Origin of the sequence: Lysinibacillus sp. FSL P4-0201, from assembly GCF_038593425.1 — a bacterium.
GTDB lineage: Bacteria > Bacillota > Bacilli > Bacillales_A > Planococcaceae > Lysinibacillus > Lysinibacillus capsici.
Map to the genome: position 1 here is coordinate 1,693,895 of NZ_CP151995.1, position 21,620 is coordinate 1,715,514.

Sequence of the window (21,620 nt, forward strand, 5' to 3'; positions counted from 1 at the left end):
AATATGACAAAAATATTAGTAACAGGGTTTGAACCATTTCTTGATTTTAAAATAAATCCAACAATGCAAATTGTGGAAGCATTAAATGGAAAGAAGATAGATAGCTATGATATCGTCGGACGAATTTTATCTGTTGATTTTCAGCAATCAGCGGAGCAATTAAAACAACATATAGAAGAAGTGAAACCACAAATCATCATTTCATTAGGGTTAGCAGGAGGACGTTTTAAAGTAACACCAGAGCGCATTGCCATTAATGTGAAAGACGGAGAGCCTGATAATAATGGCTATACACCCGTTGATGAGAGTATCTATGAGGAGGGGGAGGATGCTTATCTAACAAACTTACCGATTCGCAGTATGGTAAATCGTTTGCAGGCAGAAGGATATCCAGCGGAAATCTCCAATACAGCAGGTACATACTTGTGTAATAACATTATGTATGAGGGGCTTGCTTATGCCCAGCAACATAAAGGGGTTCGTGCTGGCTTTATTCATATTCCAGCATCATTTGAGCTGGCAATCCAACATGGCCAAATTCCCGGCTGGAATATCGGAGATTTGATAGCTGCAGTACAGCTTTGTATTGAGGAGACGGCACGTGCAACCAATCATTGATTTTCCTCATTCGATGTGGATTAGTCAACATACTATTCGTTTTGCATTCAAGGAGGAAATCTCCCACTCAAACTTTCACGCGGTCCAAACGTTTAATCGTTTTCTGAAACAGCAGCTACGACATAACCTAGTTGAAAGTGTTGCAAGCTACCATACAGTAACAGCTTATATTAAACAAAAAATAGATGTTGAACGTTTAGAAATGCAGTGGCTTGAGATGCAAGCCTCCACAACAATTGATAAAGGAACGAATCGATTTTTAAAAATACCTGTCTGCTATGATGAGGAATTTGCCTTAGATTCAAAGCGCGTCATGAATTTTACAGGTTTACCTTTTGAGGACATTAAAACATTGCATATGTCCAAAAGCTATTATGTGTATTTAATCGGCTTTTTACCAGGCTTTCCTTACTTAGGCGAGCTTGATTCTAAATTATTTGTGCCACGCTTACAGAAACCAAGGGCATCTGTATCAGCAAGCTCTGTTGGAGTTGGGGGTGGACAAACAGGAATCTATCCTGTCGATTCACCCGGTGGCTGGAATATTATAGGGAAAACACCGTTGGATTTATTTGATGTTCATGGCAAAGAGCCATTTTTATTTGAACTTGGTGATGAAGTTCAGTTTTATGAAATAACCAAACAGCAATTTTGGGAAATGAAAAGCAAAGGAGTGTAGCGTTTGAAGCCACTTCTGCTCGTAACAAAACAAGGGGTTTATGGTAGCTTACAAGACAAAGGAAGGTACGGCTATCGGGCATTTGGTATTCCGTTATCTGGACCAATGGATAACCGATCGTTTCAAGCAGCTCAGAGAATCTTACATCACCACCATGATCAAACGTCTTTTGAAATGTTTGTTGGTGGTTTTGAATTTGAGGCGCTTGCTGATGGTGTTTATGTATTAACAGGGGGGCATAGTACATGCTTGGTTAATCATGTACCAATCGAAATGTGGAAAACATTCCATTTAACGAGGGGAGATAGATTAGCTATCAAGGGTGTCCATCAAGGCTCTATTGTTTACTTAACTCCATTAGGAGGTTTTCGTACCAACGATGAGCTTGGTAGCCAATCCTGCCTTCCGCTTGGCAATTTGGGAACACGGATTACAAAAGGAAGTATTTTGTATGGGCAGGTATCATCGTCTTTAAAATATAATAGAGGGCTATATGCACCCTATCGTCCGCATTTTGACAGTTCCATTACGGTTCGATTGTTTAAAGGACCGCACTTTCATTTATTTACAGAAAAGAGTCAGCAACAATTTTTACAAAATCCTTTTCAATTTATCGGCGGCAATCGTATGGGCTACTACATAAAAGGACCTGCCTTACAACTTCAGGAAATGAAAGATATACTGTCAGAAGCTACACAGTTCGGTACGATCCAAGTGCCGCAAAGTGGTGATCCCATTATCCTAATGGCTGATGCTCAAACAGTAGGAGGCTATCCTATTATTGCGACAGTTCATGAAGAGGATTTACATAAAGTAGCACAAATGCGTATGTTTAACACTATTCACTTTGTACTGGAGGAAGCATGATGCCAATTGATATTAATTGTGATTTAGGTGAAAGCTATAATGCTTTTATCACAGGTAAAGACGAAGCACTATTAGACTATGTAACTTCCATCAATATTGCATGCGGCTACCATGCTGGACATCATTCGATTATGCATCAAATTGTCCGTAGTGCCATTAATAAAAATGTTCATATTGGTGCACATCCAGGCTATCCTGATCGAGAGGGATTTGGTCGCCGCAATATGGAATGTAGCCCAGCTGAAATTTATGATATGTTAGTTTATCAGATTGGTGCCTTACAAGCATTTGTGCAGATTGAAAAAGGTACGCTTCATCATGTTAAACCACATGGCGCTCTCTATAATCAATGCGCGAATGACCGTGAAAAAGCGTTAGCTGTAGTCAATGCAGTGTATGATTTTAATCCACAGCTTATTTTATATGCCTTATCTGGTAGCCTCATCGTAGAGATTGCTAGAGACATAGGGCTTCCGGTATATGAGGAGGTTTTTTCGGATCGACGCTATAACGATGACGGCACATTAGTGAACAGACAGGAACCAAATGCCTTCATACAATCGGAAGAAGAAATGCTAGTGCATGTAAAAGGTATTTTGACTGCTAATGAAGTGTTGTCAGTCCAGTCCCGAAAAATTAAAGTTGCGGTGCAAACCTTATGTATTCACGGTGATGGCCCCCATGCGCTAGATTATGCGAAAAAAATTGGAGGTATTAGACAGCAATTATAATAAAATGTAAGAATGGATGCCCTAAACAAGGCATCCATTTTATTTAGATTGTTGTCACTAGCTCCACAGCTTCTAGCACAATTGGCGTACCAGCAGAAAGTGTACCTGTGACAGTATTGAACGTTATTTCAGTTGTAGAAACTGTATAGGCACCACCCTCCTGAAGAACACCATTGATATATAAGTTATAGTAACCATTCGCGACTTCTGGGAATGCTGTTGCGGCTGTACCGCTATCAGTTAAAAACGTTGATGCAGCGACTGTTGTGCCATCTGCAATGGCAAGTGGTGCAGCTAAGACGTTAAAAAATCTTGTAGAACTACCGGTTACATTGACGTGAATATTAATAATGGAAAGTGCCACCCATTTCACCTCCTTTCATTTCCTTTATTTTGTTGTAAAGCCTAGCGATTCAATAATAATGGGTGTTCCTCTATACAATGTCGCATTATAGGGTACGATTGTCAGGGAGGCTGGGGTTACCGTATAAATACCGCCTTCCTGCATTACTGCATTAATATAAAGGTTAACGTAACCATTGGGTGAAAAAACTGCAAACTCAGTAACGGAATTTGCTTCATCATTCCAAAAGAGATCGGCTGGAAGAGTTGCCCCATTCGATAGATCAAGATCAGCTGTAACGATATAAAAATATCGCTGGATCGTTGGTATAATCATACCTTCAGGGACTACTTCAGGAGGAACCATGGGTATTCCGTTTGTTGCTTTTATACGGGGCCAGATAAATCGATCCTCACAGTTACATGAACAATATTTTTCAATGATTTGATGAGACTTAGGATTTATCATATGGCATCACACTCCCTTCATAAAAAATATAACTTTGCCCCGAATATGCTTACTATAAAATATGAAGTAAATATAAAAAGAACTAGTTGACCATCTATCATTTGGCATAGATTTTTTGTATAAACATGTTTTTGTAAGGATGGAAACGTTGGCATATATGCTTTAAATTAGTGTTATACTTTGCTAGTTGAATAAGGTAGAATACTAATTATGAATAATTAATGAAAAAGGGGTTACTGGTTTCATGAAAGATTTTGAACAACAATTGGAGGGGCTATTAAAGCAAGCCTCTTTGCAATACATAATTTATCAGCATAATGGTGATACAGAGCGCATGGATAAAACATCACTTTTTGCTCGAAAAATTCAGCAAAAAGAGTATGTGATTGGCTTTGCAGGCCATTTCTCTGCAGGGAAGTCAAGTATGATTAATGCGCTGTCTGGTGAAAATCTACTAGCATCTAGTCCAATTCCAACAAGTGCGAACATCGTAAAAGTTCATAAATCAGAGGAAGACTATGCAATTGTTTATATGCACAATGAAAAGCCCGTAAAATTTGAGGCTGGCTATGATTTTAAAACAGTAAAAGAGCTAAGTAAAAATGGGGATTTAGTGTCACAGATTGAGATTGGACACAGTGCCTCTACACTACCACTAGGTGTTACTGTAATGGATACGCCAGGGGTAGACTCCACAGATGATGCACATCGCATGTCAACGGAATCAGCATTACATATTGCCGATATCGTATTTTATACAATGGACTACAACCATGTGCAGTCGGAATTAAATTTCCAATTCACAAAGCAATTAATGAAATATAATCCAAATGTTTATTTAATTGTCAATATGATTGATAAGCATAAGGATAATGAATTGAGCTTCGAAGAATTTAAAGCAACTGTTCATCAGTCCTTTGCAGCATGGGGTGTTGTACCGAAGGGTGTTTTCTTTACATCATTAAGAGAGCCAGAGCATCCACATAATGATTTTGAGGCAGTAAAGAAAATCGTGATGGACAGTATGAATGACTGGCAGGAGCAGCTTGTGCAAACAGCTACGAATACATTGCGTTTATTGCAAAGCGAGCATGACAATTATTTAATGGAAGAAAGACAGGATCGTTTAGCAATTGATGAAGAAATTTTAAGTGCGGATGACTGGGCACACCATCAAGATATTTTAGAGCAATACAATAAATTAAATCGTCAGGTTGAATTATTTTCAGTAGAAGCTTGGAACGAAACGTTTGAGGAGCAACGTAAGGAGTTGCTCGCGAATGCTGCAATTATGCCAGCTGATTTACGCGATCACTTACGCCTTTATTTAGAAAGCATGCAGGAAGGCTTTAAAGTTGGAGGGCTCTTTACTGCAAAGAAAAAAACAGAGGAAGAGCGAAACAGACGTAAAGACAATGCGTATAGTGCCTATCAAAATGTGGTCCATGCACAAATCACGGGGCATTTAAAAGGTCTTATGAAAAAGGCATTGAAGGACGTTGGTGCATTAAATGAGGAACGTGCCGCTGCTATTGATGCCTATGTATTTGACTTACCTTTTTCATTGATTGAGCAGCAAGTTCAAACAGGCGCTATTTTAACAGGTGATGCTGTGTTAAACTTCGCTAACCGTATCGCAGAAGCAACAAAGCGCTACTTCATTCAGGAGACAGATAGCTGGAAAAATGCGCAAGCGACAACTCTTGAAGCTGTAGCCACAGAAACTGCCGCACCATCAAAATTAAAAATGGCGAGTATGCAGGATAAAGTAGATGCCATTAATGCGGTCCTTGAAATTGAAGGCTATCAGCAATATAGTGCAAGCACTATGCATCAAGCGAGCAATGAAATTCGTAAAGTTGCCAATCAACAGCTTACAAATTGGGAACAATCATTTAAGCAAGATTTAGCAGAAATTCGTCTATTTGACGAGTCCATGTTGCAGCCAAAAGAGCAAATCATCCAACAAGAGGAAGCTCAGCAAGCTACTAGTGCAACGACTCTACCAATCGATGGTGTGATTAATCGTGCACTCCATACTGCCAATGCAGTCAAAGAGGTGCAAGGCTTTGCTGAAGTAGCCCAATACCTTGAAAATAAAGTAGAACGACTACAGAAAAAGGATTTTACGATTGCTTTGTTTGGCGCATTTAGTGCTGGGAAATCTTCCTTCTCGAATGCTTTAATGGGAGCCAAGGTATTACCTGTATCCCCAAACCCAACAACTGCGGCCATTAATAAAATTCGTCCAGTTACACCTGAACACCCACATGAAACAGCGGATGTACAGCTTAAAACTGCAGAACAAATGCTAGAGGATATTCAAGGCTCCTATGCGGCGATTGGTTTGTCTGTCTCGTCATTGGAGGAAGCCTATAATCGTGCTGATGAAGGGCTAGCCGTTCAGTTAACAGACGAACGTTTAAATGTTCATAAATCATTTATTCGTGCCTATAAAGAAGGCTATCCAACCTTTAAGTCTGAGTTTGGCTCTATCCTTCGCGTAGACCGTGAAGAGTTTGAAAAATTTGTAGCACAAGAGAATAAATCTTGCTTTGTTGACAATATCGACTTCTATTATGATAGTCCATTAACACGTATGGGTGTGACACTTGTTGACACGCCAGGGGCGGACTCTATTAATGCCCGCCATACAGGCGTAGCATTTGAATATATTCGTAATGCTGATGCCATCCTATTTATTACGTACTATAACCATGCCTTTGCCAAAGCTGACCGAGAGTTTTTAATTCAACTTGGTCGTGTGAAGGATGCATTTGAGCTAGATAAAATGTTCTTTATTGTCAATGCAATTGATTTGGCAACAACGGATGAAGAACAGGAAGATGTAAAAGGCTATGTACGCTCAGAGTTACAACGCTTTGGCATTCGCTTCCCAAGACTATATGGGGTATCTAGTCTTTTAGCGTTGAAGGAAAAGGTAGAAGGTGCCGATTTAACATCAGGTATGCCACCGTTTGAAAGCGACTTCCATACATTCTTAAATGATGAATTGAGTGCATTAGCCGTTCAAGCTCTTGCAGAGGAAGTTGATAAAACAGAGCAACGTTTGGCGGATTTAATTGCCCAAACAGAGGAAAACTTAAAACGTAAAGATGAGCGACTAGAGGAATTAGCAACACTTGAACAACATATTCAATCGAAGTTCAGTGTGCTGAATACGAGCATATTAGAGAGTGAAACAAAGCAGGAGCTTGATGAGCTACTCTATTATGTTCTTCAGCGTGTTTATTATCGTTACCCTGAGTTCTTTAAGGAAGGCTACAATCCTTCTACTTTTGCTGCAATGCCCGCACAGCAAGCGTTGGAGCATGCATTAAAAGAAGTGATGCAAAGCTTGCGTTTTGATTTTACTCAAGAAATGCGTGTAACAAACTTCCGTTTATCGCAATTCATTAGCAAAAAGATGCAACAACGTTTTAAAGATGAAGTGCGCGAATTGAAAGAGTTAAATCGAAGCTTCTCATTCCTAGCCTTTGAATCCTCTGAGCCAAATTTATTGGATTTTGAAGGACCGTTTGCGGATATTTCCAAATATGCTAGCGTAAAATCTCATTTCCGCAATCAAAAAGCTTTCTTTGAAAAGAATGAAAAAGTGAAGCTAAGTGAGGCACTAGAAGCTGTAACAAAGCCAGATGCACAAGACTATTTAGATGCACAGAAAGTTTCTCTCATGACATGGGCGATTACGTTTATAGCAGAGGAAGCCGAAAAATTACGTTACTATATTTATCATCAAGCGCTTGAACAAATTGACACAGAAAGATTAGCCTTACAAGAAGAGAGTCGTTTAGCTTCTTGGAAAGCGATTTACGCACAATTACAATACGCATGAGGTGATTCTAATGGGAAAAGTATTCAAATCAGTGGATGAAATTCAGTATGATGGCGTCCGTTTTATCGATGCTCGTTTCGATCTTCAGGACAAAGAGGCTGGCAAAAAAGCATTCGAGGAAGGTCATGCTACTGGTGCTATCTATATTGATTTAGAACAGCAGTTATCGGATATGGACAGCAAAGAAGGTCGTCATCCAATGCCAAGCAAAGAAAAATTGGCATCCGTTTTTCAAGAACTAGGATTACGGTATGAAGATCAGATTGTAGTTTATGACCAAGGAGCAGCTCCATTTGCCCCACGCGCCTGGTGGATGCTAACATATGCTGGTTTCCCAAATGTAGTGATTGTCAACGGAGGTGCCCCTGCGCTAGAGGCAAAAATTCCTTTTACCAAGGATATTATTAAATATCCTCCAACTATCATTGAGTTTGATTGGAAAGATGAGCTTTATGCACCACGCCAAGCCGTAAAAGCCATTGTAGATGGAGAGGTAAAAGCTACTTTACTCGATGCCCGCGCTGCTGAAAGGTATCGAGGAGAAGTAGAGCCTTTGGATAAAGTAGCAGGTCATATCCCAACTGCGAAAAACTTTGACTGGGAGCAATTGAAGTCAAATGGTCAACTAAAGGCAAACGATGCATTACGTCAAAAAGTTACACCTGATGAACAGGTTGTTGTTTACTGTGGAAGCGGCGTAACAGCCTCTCCGCTTTATGCTGTATTAGCAGATGAAGGCTATGAAAACATCCAATTATATGTAGGTAGCTTCAGTGATTGGATTACAGAATATGACGTGGAAAACGGCACAAACGAATAAAAAGAAACGCTCACTTCGGTGGGCGTTTTTTTATAGTGCGGTGGATAGAGCGTAAAGTAGAGGTTAGAATTTAATGTAGCGGATAACCTCTTCAGATTGGCGGATAAGGAAGAAAAAGTGGAGGATAGAACAATCAAAGTGACGGATAAAATTTAATGTAGCGGATAACCTGTTCAAAGTGGCGGATAGAACGTTCAAAGTGACGGATAAAATTTAATGTAGCGGATAACCTGTTCAAAGTGACGGATAAAAATGAAAAAGTGAAGGATACCCCTTTTAAAGTAGGGGATAGAATTTTATACCTGATCAAAAAATCCATCAAAGTGGAGAGAGCATGCTCAGGTATTGCAGCTTAAATTAGGGACGACGAAAACCATTTTGTATCGTGCATTAAAAAAACTAAAGCAGGCACTGGAACAGGAGGGGCAAGGGTGAACGATCTAAAAAAGCAGATGGATCAAATAGACATTCCAGAATCGTTACATCAACGTAGTCTACAAGGTATTGAACAAGCAACAAAAGAGCAGCATAAGCCTTTGTACTGGGTACCTAAAGTCTTGACTGTTGCTGTAACACTTGCAACGGGTGGATTTGTGGCATTCATGGTGGGGGAACAACACGTAGATAATGATCGGGCTAGTGCGTTAATGTCACAATTAGATCATTTATCTTCGCCAATATACTGGATTTTGGCTATTTTGTGCGTATGCATCATACTATACATCTCTAGGAAAAAGCTTAAAGTTGGCGCTAATCAGAAAAAGACGATTGGTGTTGCTGTAGTTTTGATTTTACTGATCGGTAACAGTACGATTTTTTTACAACATCAATTCATAAAACCGATAGTGGTTCCTACTGCAATTGAAGTTACAGATAGCTTACAGAATGCTTTAGAGGTACGCTATATTACAAACAAAGATGACCATCGATATGTGAAATATTTACAGGCAGAAGACGTGCAATTACCAATAGTATATGATCAAACAGAGCAAGCAAATCTAGTCAATGGCTTTTATTATCCATTGGATACTTCTCAAGATTTACGCTATCAAAATATTCGATTAGCTTTTTTTCAGCTTGATTTAAACACGATGAAAAAAGTGATGGCAAGTAAAACTGTTTATCTTGTATTAAATAACGGGATGAAATTACCTGCTCCAATTCATTTTACGAGGGAAACCTTCATTGATGAAAATCAGATCATGAATCATAGCTATAGTCAGTCACAACATGATTCTGAACAAATCATATCATTTACCCTTCAGCAGGATGCAGTTTTTGATGCATTTTATGTTCCAGCTACATTAGAGGATAAAATACTGTTGAAGGAATGGCGATTAAACGATCAGCGCTACACAGCAAGTGATTTTCCTTTTTCAGTGACGAAAGGTCAACGCTTGGAGATGATTATTCAATTTAAGGAAGACCCCTTAGATATCAATACATCCATAGGTTTTAGTGGCCCGGATGGTTATTTAACTAAAAGATTATATTCACAAGCGTATTTTACGTCGAATTTGGTAGAAAAGGTGCGTGAAAACAATGAGTGAATCTAAACAACAGGTAAAACTTTTACAATGGTTTGCAGTGGCGCTCTTTTTTCAATTTATCTATTTAAATGTTTTTAAATACGCTAATCTTCTACAAGATATCCTTGTTTATGGGGCCTATTTAAAAAGTCTTTCATTCTATAAAGAAAAAACACCTATCAGCAAATATATGGCTTGCGCTATGATTCTTGCCTTGATGAGTACTTTCTTTTCTTCACATCTTCTCTTCTATTGGAGTACGGTTTTAATTCAAGGAATTAAATTGCTGATCATAATGGAATTTGGAAAAATTTTATTAAGCATTGAACAAAAACACGATATACAGGGTTCCACTACAAGAGTGATGAAAAAATATATAGCGATTGCCTTTGCTGTCATTATAAGTTGGACGCTGTTAATGAATGTTACAAATGATTGGCAGATGGGATTATTGTTCCTAGGCGCATTGCTTTTATTGGCTGTAAATATACGATTATTTCTTCATGTGTTAGCACTTCGTAAACATGTAAAAAACAAATCCTTTGTTGTTACATACTTACAAAAATGACTCACCATTCATTTTATGCTACACTTTTTGTACAAGGGGCAAAGGGGGAGCAGGATGTTTAAACGGGAGAAAAGTATCGAGATTCAGCATCATCACGGTGTACAATGTGCGCATGGGAAAGTTGCGGTGCAGGGGGTTGGTATGAGTGTGTACAGCTTTTTTGTGGATGGGTTACTGATTGATACAGGTTCCTACTCACTATCGCAGGAATTTCAATCCTTTTTTAAGGGTATACCGATAGAGCAATTGGCATTAACGCATTCACATGAGGATCATGCAGGAAATGCAGCGTGGATTCAACATCATAAGAATGTACCTATTTATATTCATCGTGATTCAGTCAATCTTTGTGCTGAAGATGGAGACTATCCACTCTATCGTCAGGCATTGTGGGGGGAACGACCCGCGTTTGTTGCCCAACCATTTGGTCAAACCTTACAAACGAACGCAGCAACATGGGATGTTATTGAAACACCTGGGCATACTACAGATCATCTTTCTTTTTACAATCGGGAAACAGGCGCTATGTTTACAGGTGATTTGTTTATCCAGCCAAAGACAAAGGTTGTGCTTGATGAAGAAAACATTGTTCATACTTTGGCGTCTTTAAGGAAAATAGTAAACTATGATTTCGATGTCGTCTATTGCTGTCATGCAGGCTTTATAGTGGATGGTCGAGCGAAAATACAAGAAAAAATTGCTTATTTGGAAGACATGCAAGGAAAAGTGAAGCAATTATTTATGCAAGGTTATTCTGTTGAGGAAATCACCAAAACCATTTTTCCTCGTGATTATCCGATTACAAAAGTTTCGGGAGAGCAATGGTCTTCCAAGCATATCATCACGGCCTTTATTAATCATTTTACCGAAGAGTCCTTTATATAGGGCTCTTTTTTGTCTTGTTAAGAATTTCACAAATACTTTGATCTGTATAATAAAAAACTTTGTGAAAAAATGTGAATAAATTGTGACGAAGTCAATCAGGGCAATGGATGCGCTTACAAAAGTTTGTGAAAAAATTCTCATTTACATAAGAAAAATACTATGTGAAAAGTTGAACAGGCTAAATGGCTCTATGTGTACACTTTTTAATGTGTTAACAATCGCATTAATTATCTTAAAATAATTGATTGTGAAATGTTTAATTTGACAGAAAAATGTAATGGAAGTCATTAAACATTGAATTATTGAAGTTAAAAATAAATTGACAGAAAATTCGTTGACTATATTTTCACAAAGTATTATGATTCTGAAATATAATAAAAAATCAAAGGGAAAAGGATGGGATGGAATGGACGTAATGAAAAAGGCTTTAGAAATGCATGCACACTATAGCGGAAAATTAGAGGTGAGCTCAAAGGTACCTGTACAAGATTCCTATGATCTTAGCTTGGCTTATTCACCGGGGGTAGCAGCGCCATGTGTGGAGATTGAGAAAAATCCTTCGCTTGTGTACGACTATACAATGAAGGGCAATATGGTAGCTGTTGTGTCGGATGGGACAGCGGTTTTAGGGTTAGGAGATATCGGACCGAAAGCGGCATTACCTGTAATGGAAGGGAAGGCGATTTTACTAAAGCGTTTTGCCAATGTTGATGCTTTTCCAATATGCTTAGATACAAAAAATACGGATGAAATCGTCAGCATTGTGAAGGCGCTTGCCCCGACATTTGGTGCGGTAAACTTAGAGGATATTTCAGCACCAAGATGCTTTGAAATTGAAGATCGCCTACGTCAAGAATGTGATATTCCGGTTTTTCATGATGATCAACATGGAACAGCAATTGTTGTAGGAGCAGCGATGATTAATGCCAATCGTATTGTGAAAAAGGATATCGCAACGATGAAGGTTGTGATTAACGGTGCTGGTGCTGCAGGCATTGCGATCTTACGTATACTTGTACAAATGGGCTATAAGAATATTTATATGTGCGATACAAAAGGTATTATTTATGAGGGTCGTACAGAGGGGATGAACCCGATTAAAGAAGCGGTTGCTCATTTGACGAATCCAGAGAAGCAACATGGTACACTGGAGGATGCACTAACAGGTGCAGATGTCTTTATTGGAGTTTCTGTAGCCAATCTATTAACAGAGGCACATATTGCGTCCATGAATGAAAATCCAGTTGTCTTTGCCTTAGCCAATCCAAATCCAGAGATCACGTATGAAAATGCCAAAGCATGGGGAGTACGTGTTATGGGAACAGGCCGTTCAGATTATCCAAATCAAATTAATAATGTTCTTGCATTCCCTGGTATTTTCCGGGGAGCTTTAGATGTGCGTGCTACGGATATTAATGAGTCGATGAAGCTAGCTGCTGTAGAAGCGATTGCCTCCCTTGTGAGTGATAAGGAACTGAAGGAAGAATATATTGTTCCTAAGTCTTTGGACGAACGCGTTGTGGCAATCGTCTCACGCGCAGTAAGTGGGGCAGCTGTAGAATCTGGCGTATCTGAGCTATTCCAGCAAAGTACAGCACTATCTGTTTAATAAAATTGAATAGGGAATTAGAACAGATAGGGAAAAGTGTATTGCTTTTCTCTATCTGTTTTTTATCAAATATGCTCGAAATTTGTTGTTTTTTGGTGTTTTATGTAATAAAATGATTAAGTAAAATGGAATGTTTTACATAGTTGATTGAAGAGAAGAAATACTTATTGACGACAGATTTAGGTTAAAAAATAAGTCTTAAGTCCATTTAAAATTGAAAGAAGTGATGAGGGAAAATGACATCAATCGTACAATTTCGATCTATTAAAACGAAGCTAATCGCTTTTTCATTGCTGCTTTTAATGATTCCGTTACTTATCTTAGGTTTTATAAGCTATCAGCAAAGTAAATCAAACCTAGAAACAGTAGGGAAAGAAAATCTAAAAAATAGTGTCGAAATGACGATTGCTATGATTGAGCAATTCAATCAAGAGGTAGAAGCAGGCCATTTATCATTAGAGGAAGCTCAGGAAAAAGTAAAGATTGCTATTTTAGGAGAAAAGGATAGTGAAGGAAAGCGACCGATTAATAAGGACATTAAACTTGGCGACAATGGTTATATTTTTGTCGTTGACCAAAAAGGGATGTCCGTTGCCCATCCAAATATAGAGGGTACGAGTGTATGGGATGAAGAGGATGATAAAGGCGTTAAGTACATACAAGAAATCATTGCTAAAGGGAATGAAGGTGGTGGATTTGTTTCATATTCGTGGCCGTTACCCAATTCAGGTCAATTAGAGGACAAAGGGGTTTATGCAGAAACAGATCCATATTGGGGTTGGGTCATTGGTGCGAGCACCTATTTAATGGACTTCAATAAACCAGCACAAAGTATTCTTAAGATAACACTTATAGTAATTGGCTTGGCCATTATTGTGGGGATATTGATCATTTGGCAATATGCGAGTAGTATGACAAAGCCTATTAACCAAGCGGCTCAAGCGATGGAGCGTTTTGCAGAGGGAGATTTATCTCAAGAAAGTATGGCTATACGTTCAAAAGATGAAATTGGAAAACTGGCAAATGCCATGAATCAAATGCAAATAAGGTTGAAGGATATGATTCATAATATTGCCCAAGCATCAGACTTAATTAATACATCTAGTAAAGAGCTAACGCATTCAGCAAATGAAGTCAATATGGGAGCGGAGCAAGTTGCGATTACGATGCATGAATTAGCATCGGGTGCTGAGGGACAAGCTCACCATTCTAGTGCATTAACTTCATTAATGGAGCGCTTTACAGCAGATTTACAGGAAACGAATCAGCATGGTGCACATATTCATCAATCTTCAGTAGAAGTTTTAACATTAACGAATGAAGGAAGTCAGCTAATGACATCCTCTAATTCTCAAATGGAAAAGATTGATAGCATCGTGCAAAATGCCGTTGAGAAAGTGAAAAAATTAGATGCTCAAGCACAGGAAATTTCTAAATTAGTCGTGGTCATTAAGGATATTGCAGATCAAACGAACCTGCTGGCTTTAAATGCTGCGATTGAAGCGGCAAGAGCGGGAGAGCATGGCAAAGGATTTGCTGTAGTGGCAGATGAAGTACGTAAGCTTGCAGAACAAGTCGCCTTTTCAGTAAACGATATTACATCCATCGTCACGAATATTCAGCAAGATTTTGATGTGGTCACGAACTCTTTAGAGGATGGTTACCAAGAAGTAAAAGAAGGAACGAATCAAATAAAAGCTACTACTGAAACATTTAACACGATTAGCCACTCCATTAATGATGTAGTGGAGAGTGTCCAATTAATTTCAACGAATTTATCGAAAGTTACAGAAGATGGCCATAAAATGAACAACTCTATTCAAGAAATTGCTGCGGTGGCAGAGGAATCTGCTGCAGGGGTCGAGCAAACAACAGCTACGACAGAAGAGACAAGTAGCTCAATGGAGAATATGGCTGGAAAGTCTGCTCAACTATCGGAATTAGCATTACAATTGAAAGCTCTTATTGCTCAATTCAAACTATAAAAAACATCTCCCACTCTCTTAAATGAGAGGGGAGATGTTTTTACATCATGCCAACACCAATAATTCCGATGAGTATGACAAAGAAAAGAACAAATAACACGATGAAGATAATAATGGCTGGAATAAAGATGGTGAAAAAAGCCATCCAGTTCGAAATTTGATGTGCCTCAGCGACTACACCTACAGAAATAACAAATGACCAAATCGTCACAATGATGCTTACTAAAATAGTTGGCCAAAAAATCCACGGTAATGAACCCATAAAATTAGGATCCAATAATGAATCGGGTGAAGTCATTAACCAAATAATATAAAGTGGAATCAGTACGATATATGGGATTGCTGTTAAGCTTAACCCCTTAAATAAGTCCGAGTAAGTCCCAGTACCTTTAAATAATTTCCCGAATAGCCAAGAGATGAGTGCAGAAATAGCTGTGCCAATCATACCTGCGATAGGAGCAAAAATGACACATAATAGGACTAAAAGCCATGGCGAAAAATCAGGAAGAAATTCTGAATCAATTAATCCAGACATAAGGGAGCCAATATAACCAATAGACAAAACCAAAATTGCAAAGCCGATAGATTTTTCATTAATCATATAACGAGTCGTTTGCTTTGGATGCATCCAAACCGATAAAAATGGATTTAGTTTTGACCTTTCTTCTTTTGATGTCTCATTCAAGTTTTCCATCAAACTACCTCCAAAATAATAGAATAATTGCTTGTTACATATAGTTAATATACGAGTGAAGTAAAGAAAAGTTTCATGGAAAATAAAAATAAGCCCACACATAAAAAAAGAGTCGTAATTATCGACTCTTTTTAAGGTTACTTCTATTATTCAGCTAACATAATTTTCTCAAGTTCTAACGGCTCAATATATTGATCACCTTTGTAAGCACGCATATTACCGCCTGAAATTTCATCGATTAATAAAATTTCATTGGTTTTCGCATCGCGGCCGAATTCTAATTTAATGTCATAAAGCGTTAAGCCTTTTTTAGCAAGCTCTGCCGCTACAAATTTGGAAATTTCAATTGTACGTTGTTTTAAAATGGCGTATTCTTCATGAGTTAACAGGTTTAACATCGCTAAAGCATCTTCAGAAATTGGAGGATCTAAACGATCATCATCTTTGATTGTTACTTCTACAAAGGAGTCTAAATCTTGTCCTTCCTTTACATAGGCACCATAACGGCGTAGGAATGAACCAACTGCCTTAAAGCGGCAAATCACTTCTAAACCGTTACCGAAAACAGTTGCCGGTTTTACTGTCATTGTTGCATCTTCGAAGTTAGCATCAACGAAATGAGTAGGAACTCCTTGTTCGTTTAATTTTGAATAAAAATAGGAAGTTAAACGTAAACCAGCCAAGCCAGCCCCATCAATTGTTAAACCAACAGTATTTGCACCTGGATCAAACACGCCGTTTTCTCCTGTAACATCGTCTTTAAATTTTAATAAATAATGACCATCTTCTAATTTGAACACATTTTTTGTTTTACCTGTATACAATAATTCCACAAAAAACCCTCCAATATTTTTCATAGTACTCTAAAATTATAACACGAATGTTCTAAATATTTAATGATAAAAATGTTCGTTTAAAACGTTTATTTTGATGTTTTATAACGGAATTGAAAATAAAAAATAAGGTGATAACGAATGTTCGTTACCACCTTGGTTGAAATTAAGAATATTCCGAAATCAAATCCTAGGAAACATTGAAAATAGAAGGTTATTAATAGACGCCTTCAGTAAGCATTCCATCTGCTACTTTGATAAAGCCAGCAATGTTTGCACCAACTACTAGGTTACCTGGGAAGCCATATTTTTCTGCTGCCGCTTTGCTGTCTGTATAAATATTTTTCATAATTTGATGAAGTTTCGCATCTACTTCTTCAAATGACCAAAATACGCGACTAGAATCTTGTGCCATTTCAAGAGCAGATACTGCAACTCCACCAGCATTCGCTGCTTTTGCTGGACCAAATAATACGCCTGCCTCTAGGAATTCATTGATTGCTTCAAGGTCTGATGGCATATTAGCACCTTCACCAATTGCTTTCACACCATTCGAAATTAATGTACGAGCTGACTCACCGTTAATTTCATTTTGCGTAGCACATGGTAGGGCAATATCACAAGGAATCGTCCAAATTCCTGTACAACCTTCTGTAAAAGTAGCATTTGGTCGGTAATTAACGTAAGTTGAGATACGGTCACCTTTTACTTCTTTAATTTCTTTGATAGCATCTAAATCTAAGCCCTCTGGATCATAGATATAGCCTGAAGAGTCCGAGCAAGCAACCACTTTGGCACCATACTGTTGCGCTTTTTCAATCGCATACGTAGACACATTACCAGATCCAGAAACAACTACTGTTTTTCCTTCGAATGAGTCATTTGCATCCTTTAGCATTTCGTTCACAAAGTAAACAGTACCGTAACCAGTTGCTTCTTTACGTGCTAAAGAGCCACCGTAGCCAGGAGTCTTACCAGTTAATACACCTGATTCATTTGCTTTTGTTAAACGCTTATATTGACCCCATAAATAACCTACTTCACGAGCACCTACGCCAATATCACCAGCAGGAACATCGACATCTGGACCAATATGACGGTATAATTCAGTCATGAATGCTTGGCAGAAACGCATAATTTCTGAATCTGATTTACCTTTCGGATCAAAGTTTGAACCACCTTTACCACCACCGATAGGTTGCCCTGTTAAAGCATTTTTAAAGATTTGCTCAAAGCCTAGGAACTTAATGATGGATTCATTTACGGAAGGATGGAAGCGAAGACCGCCTTTATATGGGCCCATGACATTGCTGTATTGTACACGATAGCCACGATTCACTTGCACTTGATTGTTATCATCTTGCCATGCTACACGGAAAGAAATAATACGATCTGGCTCCACAATACGAGATAAAATATTGGCCTTAATATATTCAGGATGTTGCGCGAATACAGGTACTAATGAGATGAAAATTTCTTCAGCTGCTTGTAAAAATTCCGCTTGATGACTATTCTGTTGTTTAAGTTGCTCAAATACGCCATCTACGTATTCTTTTGCTAATTGTTCATTGCTAACAGTTGTAATTGTCATAAATAAAACCCCCATTTAGTTGATAGATGTATCGTATATCTATTTTTCAAACTATTCAATAAAATACTTTTAAAGTTTGTGAAAAATTGAGCAAGAGAGGTTGTTTTAAAATTATATTAAAATAATTTAGTTCTAAGTGATTCATCTAATTACGAGAAAGGAATGATGCCTTATTGTGAAGGTTCTTATAGACGCTGATGCCTGTCCAGTAGTGGATTTAGCGCTATCTATATCATCTGAGTTTGAGATAGAAACTATCTTGTTTTGCGATACATCACATCGTGTTGAACGTGATAATGTAATAACAATTATTGTACCCAAAGGTCCAGATTCGGTTGATTTTACGCTAGTGAACGCGCTTTCAAAACACGATATTGTTATTACACAGGATTACGGATTAGCAGCCATGGTTTTAGCACGAGGAGGGTATCCGATTGATCAAAATGGACGAGAAATGTCTAATGAAAACATCGAACGTTTGCTCGATATGCGGCATGTTGGTCAAAAAATTAGAAGGGCAGGTGGACGAACAAAGGGACCTAAAAAAAGAACACAAGAAAACAATATTTCGTTTGAAATGAAATTTCGACAAATTTGTGAACGAGCAATTTTAGCCCATAAACTGGAGGAATCTACAGGTGAAAAATGAACATAAACACGAACTATTCGAACAATATCCGCAGTTGAACGAACTAGCAAAAAAGGCTACTGTATTGTGGGAAAATACAAATTGGATGAAAAGTCCTGAAACAACGCTCTTTACTATGGCTGAAGTGGATGATGCGGAAGCAACATTACAACGTTTTTCTTCTTATTTAAAAGTAGCATTTCCAGAGCTTCTAGAAAGTGATGGTTTGATTGAATCAACGATCAAGGAAATTCCTGCAATGAAAAGTGCTATTGAACAAGCATATGGTGTGGCGATTCCCGGCCAATTGCTTTTAAAATGTGATCATGCATTACCGATCTCTGGCTCGATCAAAGCACGTGGAGGAATTTATGAGGTATTAAAACATGCAGAAAGGCTAGCTTTGGCAAGTGGAAGACTTAAAGAAGTGGATGATTATGCAATTTTAGCAACAGAAGAATTTCAGTCGTTCTTCCAACAATATACGATTGCAGTAGGCTCTACGGGGAATTTAGGATTAAGTATCGGCATTATGGGCAAGAAGCTCGGCTTTAATGTCGTTGTACATATGTCGAGTGATGCCAAGGAGTGGAAAAAAGCCTTACTGCGTGAAAAGGGTGCGACAGTGATTGAATATGAAGCTGATTACAGTGTAGCTGTTGAGCAGGGGCGACAGGAAGCTGAGCAAGATCCAAAATGTCATTTTATTGATGATGAAAATTCTAAGGATTTATTTGCTGGATATGCCGTAGCTGCCAAGCGTTTAAAGGAACAGCTAGAAAGGACGAATATTTCAGTGGATGAAGCACATCCATTGTTCGTCTATTTACCATGTGGCGTAGGTGGAGGACCAGGTGGTGTTGCCTATGGATTAAAAGAAATTTATGGTGAGCATGTGCATATTTTCTTTGCAGAACCTGTCGCTTCTCCTTGTATGACGATCGGGCTGATGACAGGCTTACATGACGCAATTAGTGTAGAAGATATTGGCCTTGACAATCGAACAGAAGCGGATGGGTTAGCTGTTGGTCGTGCCTCCAAATTTGTAGGAAAAGTGATGGAGACGTATATAAGTGGTTGCTATACTGTATCAGATGAAGAGCTGTTTACATCTCTGGGATTAGTGATGGAAAGTGAAGGTTTATTTTTAGAGCCATCTGCACACGCAGGAATGTATGGAGCCATTCGTTTATTACAACAAGGTCAATCCTATCTAGAAAAGAACGCATTAGTAAACCATCTACCACAAGCCACACATCTTGTATGGGCAACTGGCGGTAGTATGGTCCCACCTACGATGCGAGCTGCTTATTTAGCAAAGGCCAAGGAATTTAATTAAAGACGATGTGAAGCTATGTTTGGATGGAAGCTCGACCTCTATTAGTGATATCCCGCTCGAGCATGCAGTAAAGCATTCGAATAGTGAGATGACCCGCTCCAATAGGAGTCCAAAGCGCTCGCAAAATGTGTGGACCTGCTCAAGCAGGAGTCTCAAGCGCTCACAATATGTATGGACCCGCTCAAACAAGAGACTAAAGCGCTCAAAAAGTGAAGCAACCCGCCCAGATTAGCGTCCACAAACGTGCAACGCAATTTCAAGTTTAGTAGAAACAAAATCAAATTAAAAAACAGGTGGAGTCATTTTTCTCCACCTGTTTTTGCTGTTTAACGTTGTAGTGCTTTACGTTGTGCGGCTAAGTATACTTCTTGTGCGGCAAGGACGCCTGCTCCTGGTTCGAAATCATAGGAGAAGTCTTGTAGGGCAGCCTCGAGTAGGGAAACGGCTTGTAAAATGTCACTTGGGAAACAATAGCCCATATGGCCGAATCTAAAAATTTTACCCTGTAGATGACCTAGACCGCCTGCGAAATCTAAATGATAGTGTTGCTTAAGGTGCAACAAAAATTCACTAAGATCAATTCCTTGAGGTGTTTTAATTGCTGTAATAGTTGGAGAAGCGTATTGATCTTCAGTTAATAGCTCAATGTGTAATGCTTTCATTGCATTTCGCACCATGTTTTTCATGAGGTCATGGCGGGCAACTGTTTGCGTAAAGCCACCTTCTTGTTCAATTAATTTACACACCTCATGCAGTCCGTAAATCAGTGTGATAGCAGGGGTATTAGGTGTCATGCCCTTTTCCGCCCAGCTACGATAGCTTTGAAGATTTAAGTAATAAGCAGGTGTTTGATTTTCTTCAATGACATCCCAAGCTCTTTCGCTTACGCTGACAAGAGAGAGTCCAGGTGGGAGCATCATGGCTTTTTGAGAGCCTGTCACCAGAATATCAATGCCCCAAGCATCCATTTCAGCAGGAGCGCCACCAATACAGCTTACACCATCAACAATAACGAGGGCATCTGTTTCTTCACGGATTACCTGGGCTAGTTCAGCAACAGGGTTTAAAATACCTGTGGATGTTTCATTGTACGTCACAAAAACGGCTTTAATAGTTTGTAATGGCTGTAAAAATGCTCGAAGTTCTTCGGCTGTACAAGCCTGTCCCCATTCTTTTTCGAGCTTATGTACATGGAAGCCATATTGCTCACAGATTGAAACGAAGTAGTCGCCAAAAGCTCCAACTGTGATGACGACAACCTCTTCACCAGCAGATACAGTATTAACAGCTGCAGCCTCAAGCGCGGCTGTCCCACCCGAAGGTAAAAGTAAGATGTCCTGTGTCGTACCGAAAACAGGCTTTACTAATTCAATTGTTTCTCGGTATAATTCTACAAATTCCTGACTACGATGACTAAAAATATCCTGATTCATCGCAAGCTGTACCTTTTTTGGAATCGGTGTTGGCCCCGGATGTCTTAAAATATTTTCATACATATTCATTTATCCCCTTTGCTAGAAATTCAAAATTTTCTAACTATAATAATAGCATATTTATGGTGCTAGCTAACTACTTTT

At 38.7% G+C, this 21,620-nt stretch carries 19 protein-coding genes; 13 read left to right on the forward strand and 6 right to left on the reverse strand.

Annotated features, from left to right (window positions below):
* Window positions 1-3: 3 nt before the first annotated feature.
* From pcp to MKY76_RS08260, 4 genes are read left to right on the forward strand one after another with little or no spacing between them, the layout of a single operon-like run.
* Window positions 4-618 carry a pyroglutamyl-peptidase I gene (pcp, locus tag MKY76_RS08245; RefSeq protein WP_315057272.1) on the forward strand — a complete coding sequence of 205 codons (615 nt, stop codon included), beginning with the start codon at window positions 4-6 and terminating at the stop codon, window positions 616-618.
* A complete protein-coding gene (gene pxpB, locus MKY76_RS08250) occupies window positions 602-1,297 on the forward strand; it encodes a 5-oxoprolinase subunit PxpB (protein WP_312124492.1) in 696 nt (231 codons plus the stop codon). The genes pcp and pxpB overlap by 17 nt, the downstream gene beginning before the upstream one ends.
* 3 nt (window positions 1,298-1,300) lie before the next feature.
* Entirely contained in the window at window positions 1,301-2,164 is an 864-nt protein-coding gene (locus tag MKY76_RS08255; RefSeq protein WP_315057280.1) for an allophanate hydrolase subunit 2 family protein, read from the forward strand.
* Window positions 2,164-2,895 carry a 5-oxoprolinase subunit PxpA gene (locus tag MKY76_RS08260; RefSeq protein ID WP_342557894.1) on the forward strand — a complete coding sequence of 244 codons (732 nt, stop codon included), beginning with the start codon at window positions 2,164-2,166 and terminating at the stop codon, window positions 2,893-2,895. Before MKY76_RS08255 ends, MKY76_RS08260 begins: the two co-directional genes overlap by 1 nt.
* A 43-nt stretch (window positions 2,896-2,938) precedes the next feature.
* On the opposite strand, the gene MKY76_RS08265 is transcribed toward MKY76_RS08260, so the two are convergent.
* A complete protein-coding gene (locus MKY76_RS08265) occupies window positions 2,939-3,259 on the reverse strand; it encodes a DUF4183 domain-containing protein (RefSeq protein WP_312124489.1) in 321 nt (106 codons plus the stop codon).
* Between the two features lie 24 nt (window positions 3,260-3,283).
* On the reverse strand, window positions 3,284-3,706 hold the full coding sequence (locus MKY76_RS08270; protein WP_342557641.1) for a DUF4183 domain-containing protein: 423 nt from the start codon (window positions 3,704-3,706) through the stop codon (window positions 3,284-3,286).
* Window positions 3,707-3,950: 244 nt separating this feature from the next.
* Between MKY76_RS08270 and MKY76_RS08275 the strand changes: the two genes are divergently transcribed.
* From MKY76_RS08275 to MKY76_RS08305, 7 genes are all read left to right on the forward strand, one after another.
* Entirely contained in the window at window positions 3,951-7,562 is a 3,612-nt protein-coding gene (locus MKY76_RS08275; protein WP_342557642.1) for a dynamin family protein, read from the forward strand.
* A gap of 10 nt (window positions 7,563-7,572) precedes the next feature.
* Window positions 7,573-8,382, forward strand: coding sequence for a sulfurtransferase (locus tag MKY76_RS08280; protein WP_259948607.1), 810 nt, complete (start codon window positions 7,573-7,575; stop codon window positions 8,380-8,382).
* A 431-nt stretch (window positions 8,383-8,813) separates the two neighbouring features.
* Complete coding sequence (locus tag MKY76_RS08285; protein WP_315057293.1) at window positions 8,814-9,932, forward strand: hypothetical protein; 1,119 nt, start codon at window positions 8,814-8,816, stop codon at window positions 9,930-9,932.
* Window positions 9,925-10,479, forward strand: coding sequence for a hypothetical protein (locus MKY76_RS08290; RefSeq protein ID WP_313871841.1), 555 nt, complete (start codon window positions 9,925-9,927; stop codon window positions 10,477-10,479). Before MKY76_RS08285 ends, MKY76_RS08290 begins: the two co-directional genes overlap by 8 nt.
* 54 nt (window positions 10,480-10,533) lie before the next feature.
* The gene (locus MKY76_RS08295; protein ID WP_342557643.1) at window positions 10,534-11,364 is read left to right on the forward strand and encodes an MBL fold metallo-hydrolase; all 831 of its coding nucleotides are present in this window, start codon (window positions 10,534-10,536) and stop codon (window positions 11,362-11,364) included.
* A 406-nt stretch (window positions 11,365-11,770) separates the two neighbouring features.
* Window positions 11,771-12,973, forward strand: coding sequence for a malic enzyme-like NAD(P)-binding protein (locus MKY76_RS08300; protein ID WP_048390037.1), 1,203 nt, complete (start codon window positions 11,771-11,773; stop codon window positions 12,971-12,973).
* A 236-nt stretch (window positions 12,974-13,209) separates the two neighbouring features.
* The gene (locus MKY76_RS08305; RefSeq protein ID WP_342557644.1) at window positions 13,210-14,958 is read left to right on the forward strand and encodes a methyl-accepting chemotaxis protein; all 1,749 of its coding nucleotides are present in this window, start codon (window positions 13,210-13,212) and stop codon (window positions 14,956-14,958) included.
* Between the two features lie 40 nt (window positions 14,959-14,998).
* Here the strand turns inward: MKY76_RS08305 and MKY76_RS08310 are convergent, their stop codons facing one another.
* From MKY76_RS08310 to gdhA, 3 genes are all read right to left on the reverse strand, one after another.
* Window positions 14,999-15,652 carry a Yip1 family protein gene (locus MKY76_RS08310; protein WP_048390041.1) on the reverse strand — a complete coding sequence of 218 codons (654 nt, stop codon included), beginning with the start codon at window positions 15,650-15,652 and terminating at the stop codon, window positions 14,999-15,001.
* A 146-nt stretch (window positions 15,653-15,798) separates the two neighbouring features.
* Window positions 15,799-16,485: a phosphoribosylaminoimidazolesuccinocarboxamide synthase gene (locus MKY76_RS08315; RefSeq protein ID WP_004269355.1), complete on the reverse strand. Its 687-nt coding sequence runs from the start codon at window positions 16,483-16,485 to the stop codon at window positions 15,799-15,801.
* Between the two features lie 217 nt (window positions 16,486-16,702).
* Entirely contained in the window at window positions 16,703-18,076 is a 1,374-nt protein-coding gene (gene gdhA / locus MKY76_RS08320; protein ID WP_004269356.1) for an NADP-specific glutamate dehydrogenase, read from the reverse strand.
* Between the two features lie 175 nt (window positions 18,077-18,251).
* On the opposite strand from gdhA, the gene MKY76_RS08325 reads away from it, so the two are divergent.
* Together MKY76_RS08325 and MKY76_RS08330 are read left to right on the forward strand one after the other, a co-directional pair.
* Window positions 18,252-18,725: a YaiI/YqxD family protein gene (locus tag MKY76_RS08325; protein ID WP_004269357.1), complete on the forward strand. Its 474-nt coding sequence runs from the start codon at window positions 18,252-18,254 to the stop codon at window positions 18,723-18,725.
* A complete protein-coding gene (locus MKY76_RS08330) occupies window positions 18,715-20,043 on the forward strand; it encodes a D-serine ammonia-lyase (protein WP_342557645.1) in 1,329 nt (442 codons plus the stop codon). The genes MKY76_RS08325 and MKY76_RS08330 overlap by 11 nt, the downstream gene beginning before the upstream one ends.
* A gap of 326 nt (window positions 20,044-20,369) precedes the next feature.
* On the opposite strand, the gene MKY76_RS08335 is transcribed toward MKY76_RS08330, so the two are convergent.
* Window positions 20,370-21,539 carry an alanine--glyoxylate aminotransferase family protein gene (locus MKY76_RS08335; protein WP_269898752.1) on the reverse strand — a complete coding sequence of 390 codons (1,170 nt, stop codon included), beginning with the start codon at window positions 21,537-21,539 and terminating at the stop codon, window positions 20,370-20,372.
* Window positions 21,540-21,620: the final 81 nt, after the last annotated feature.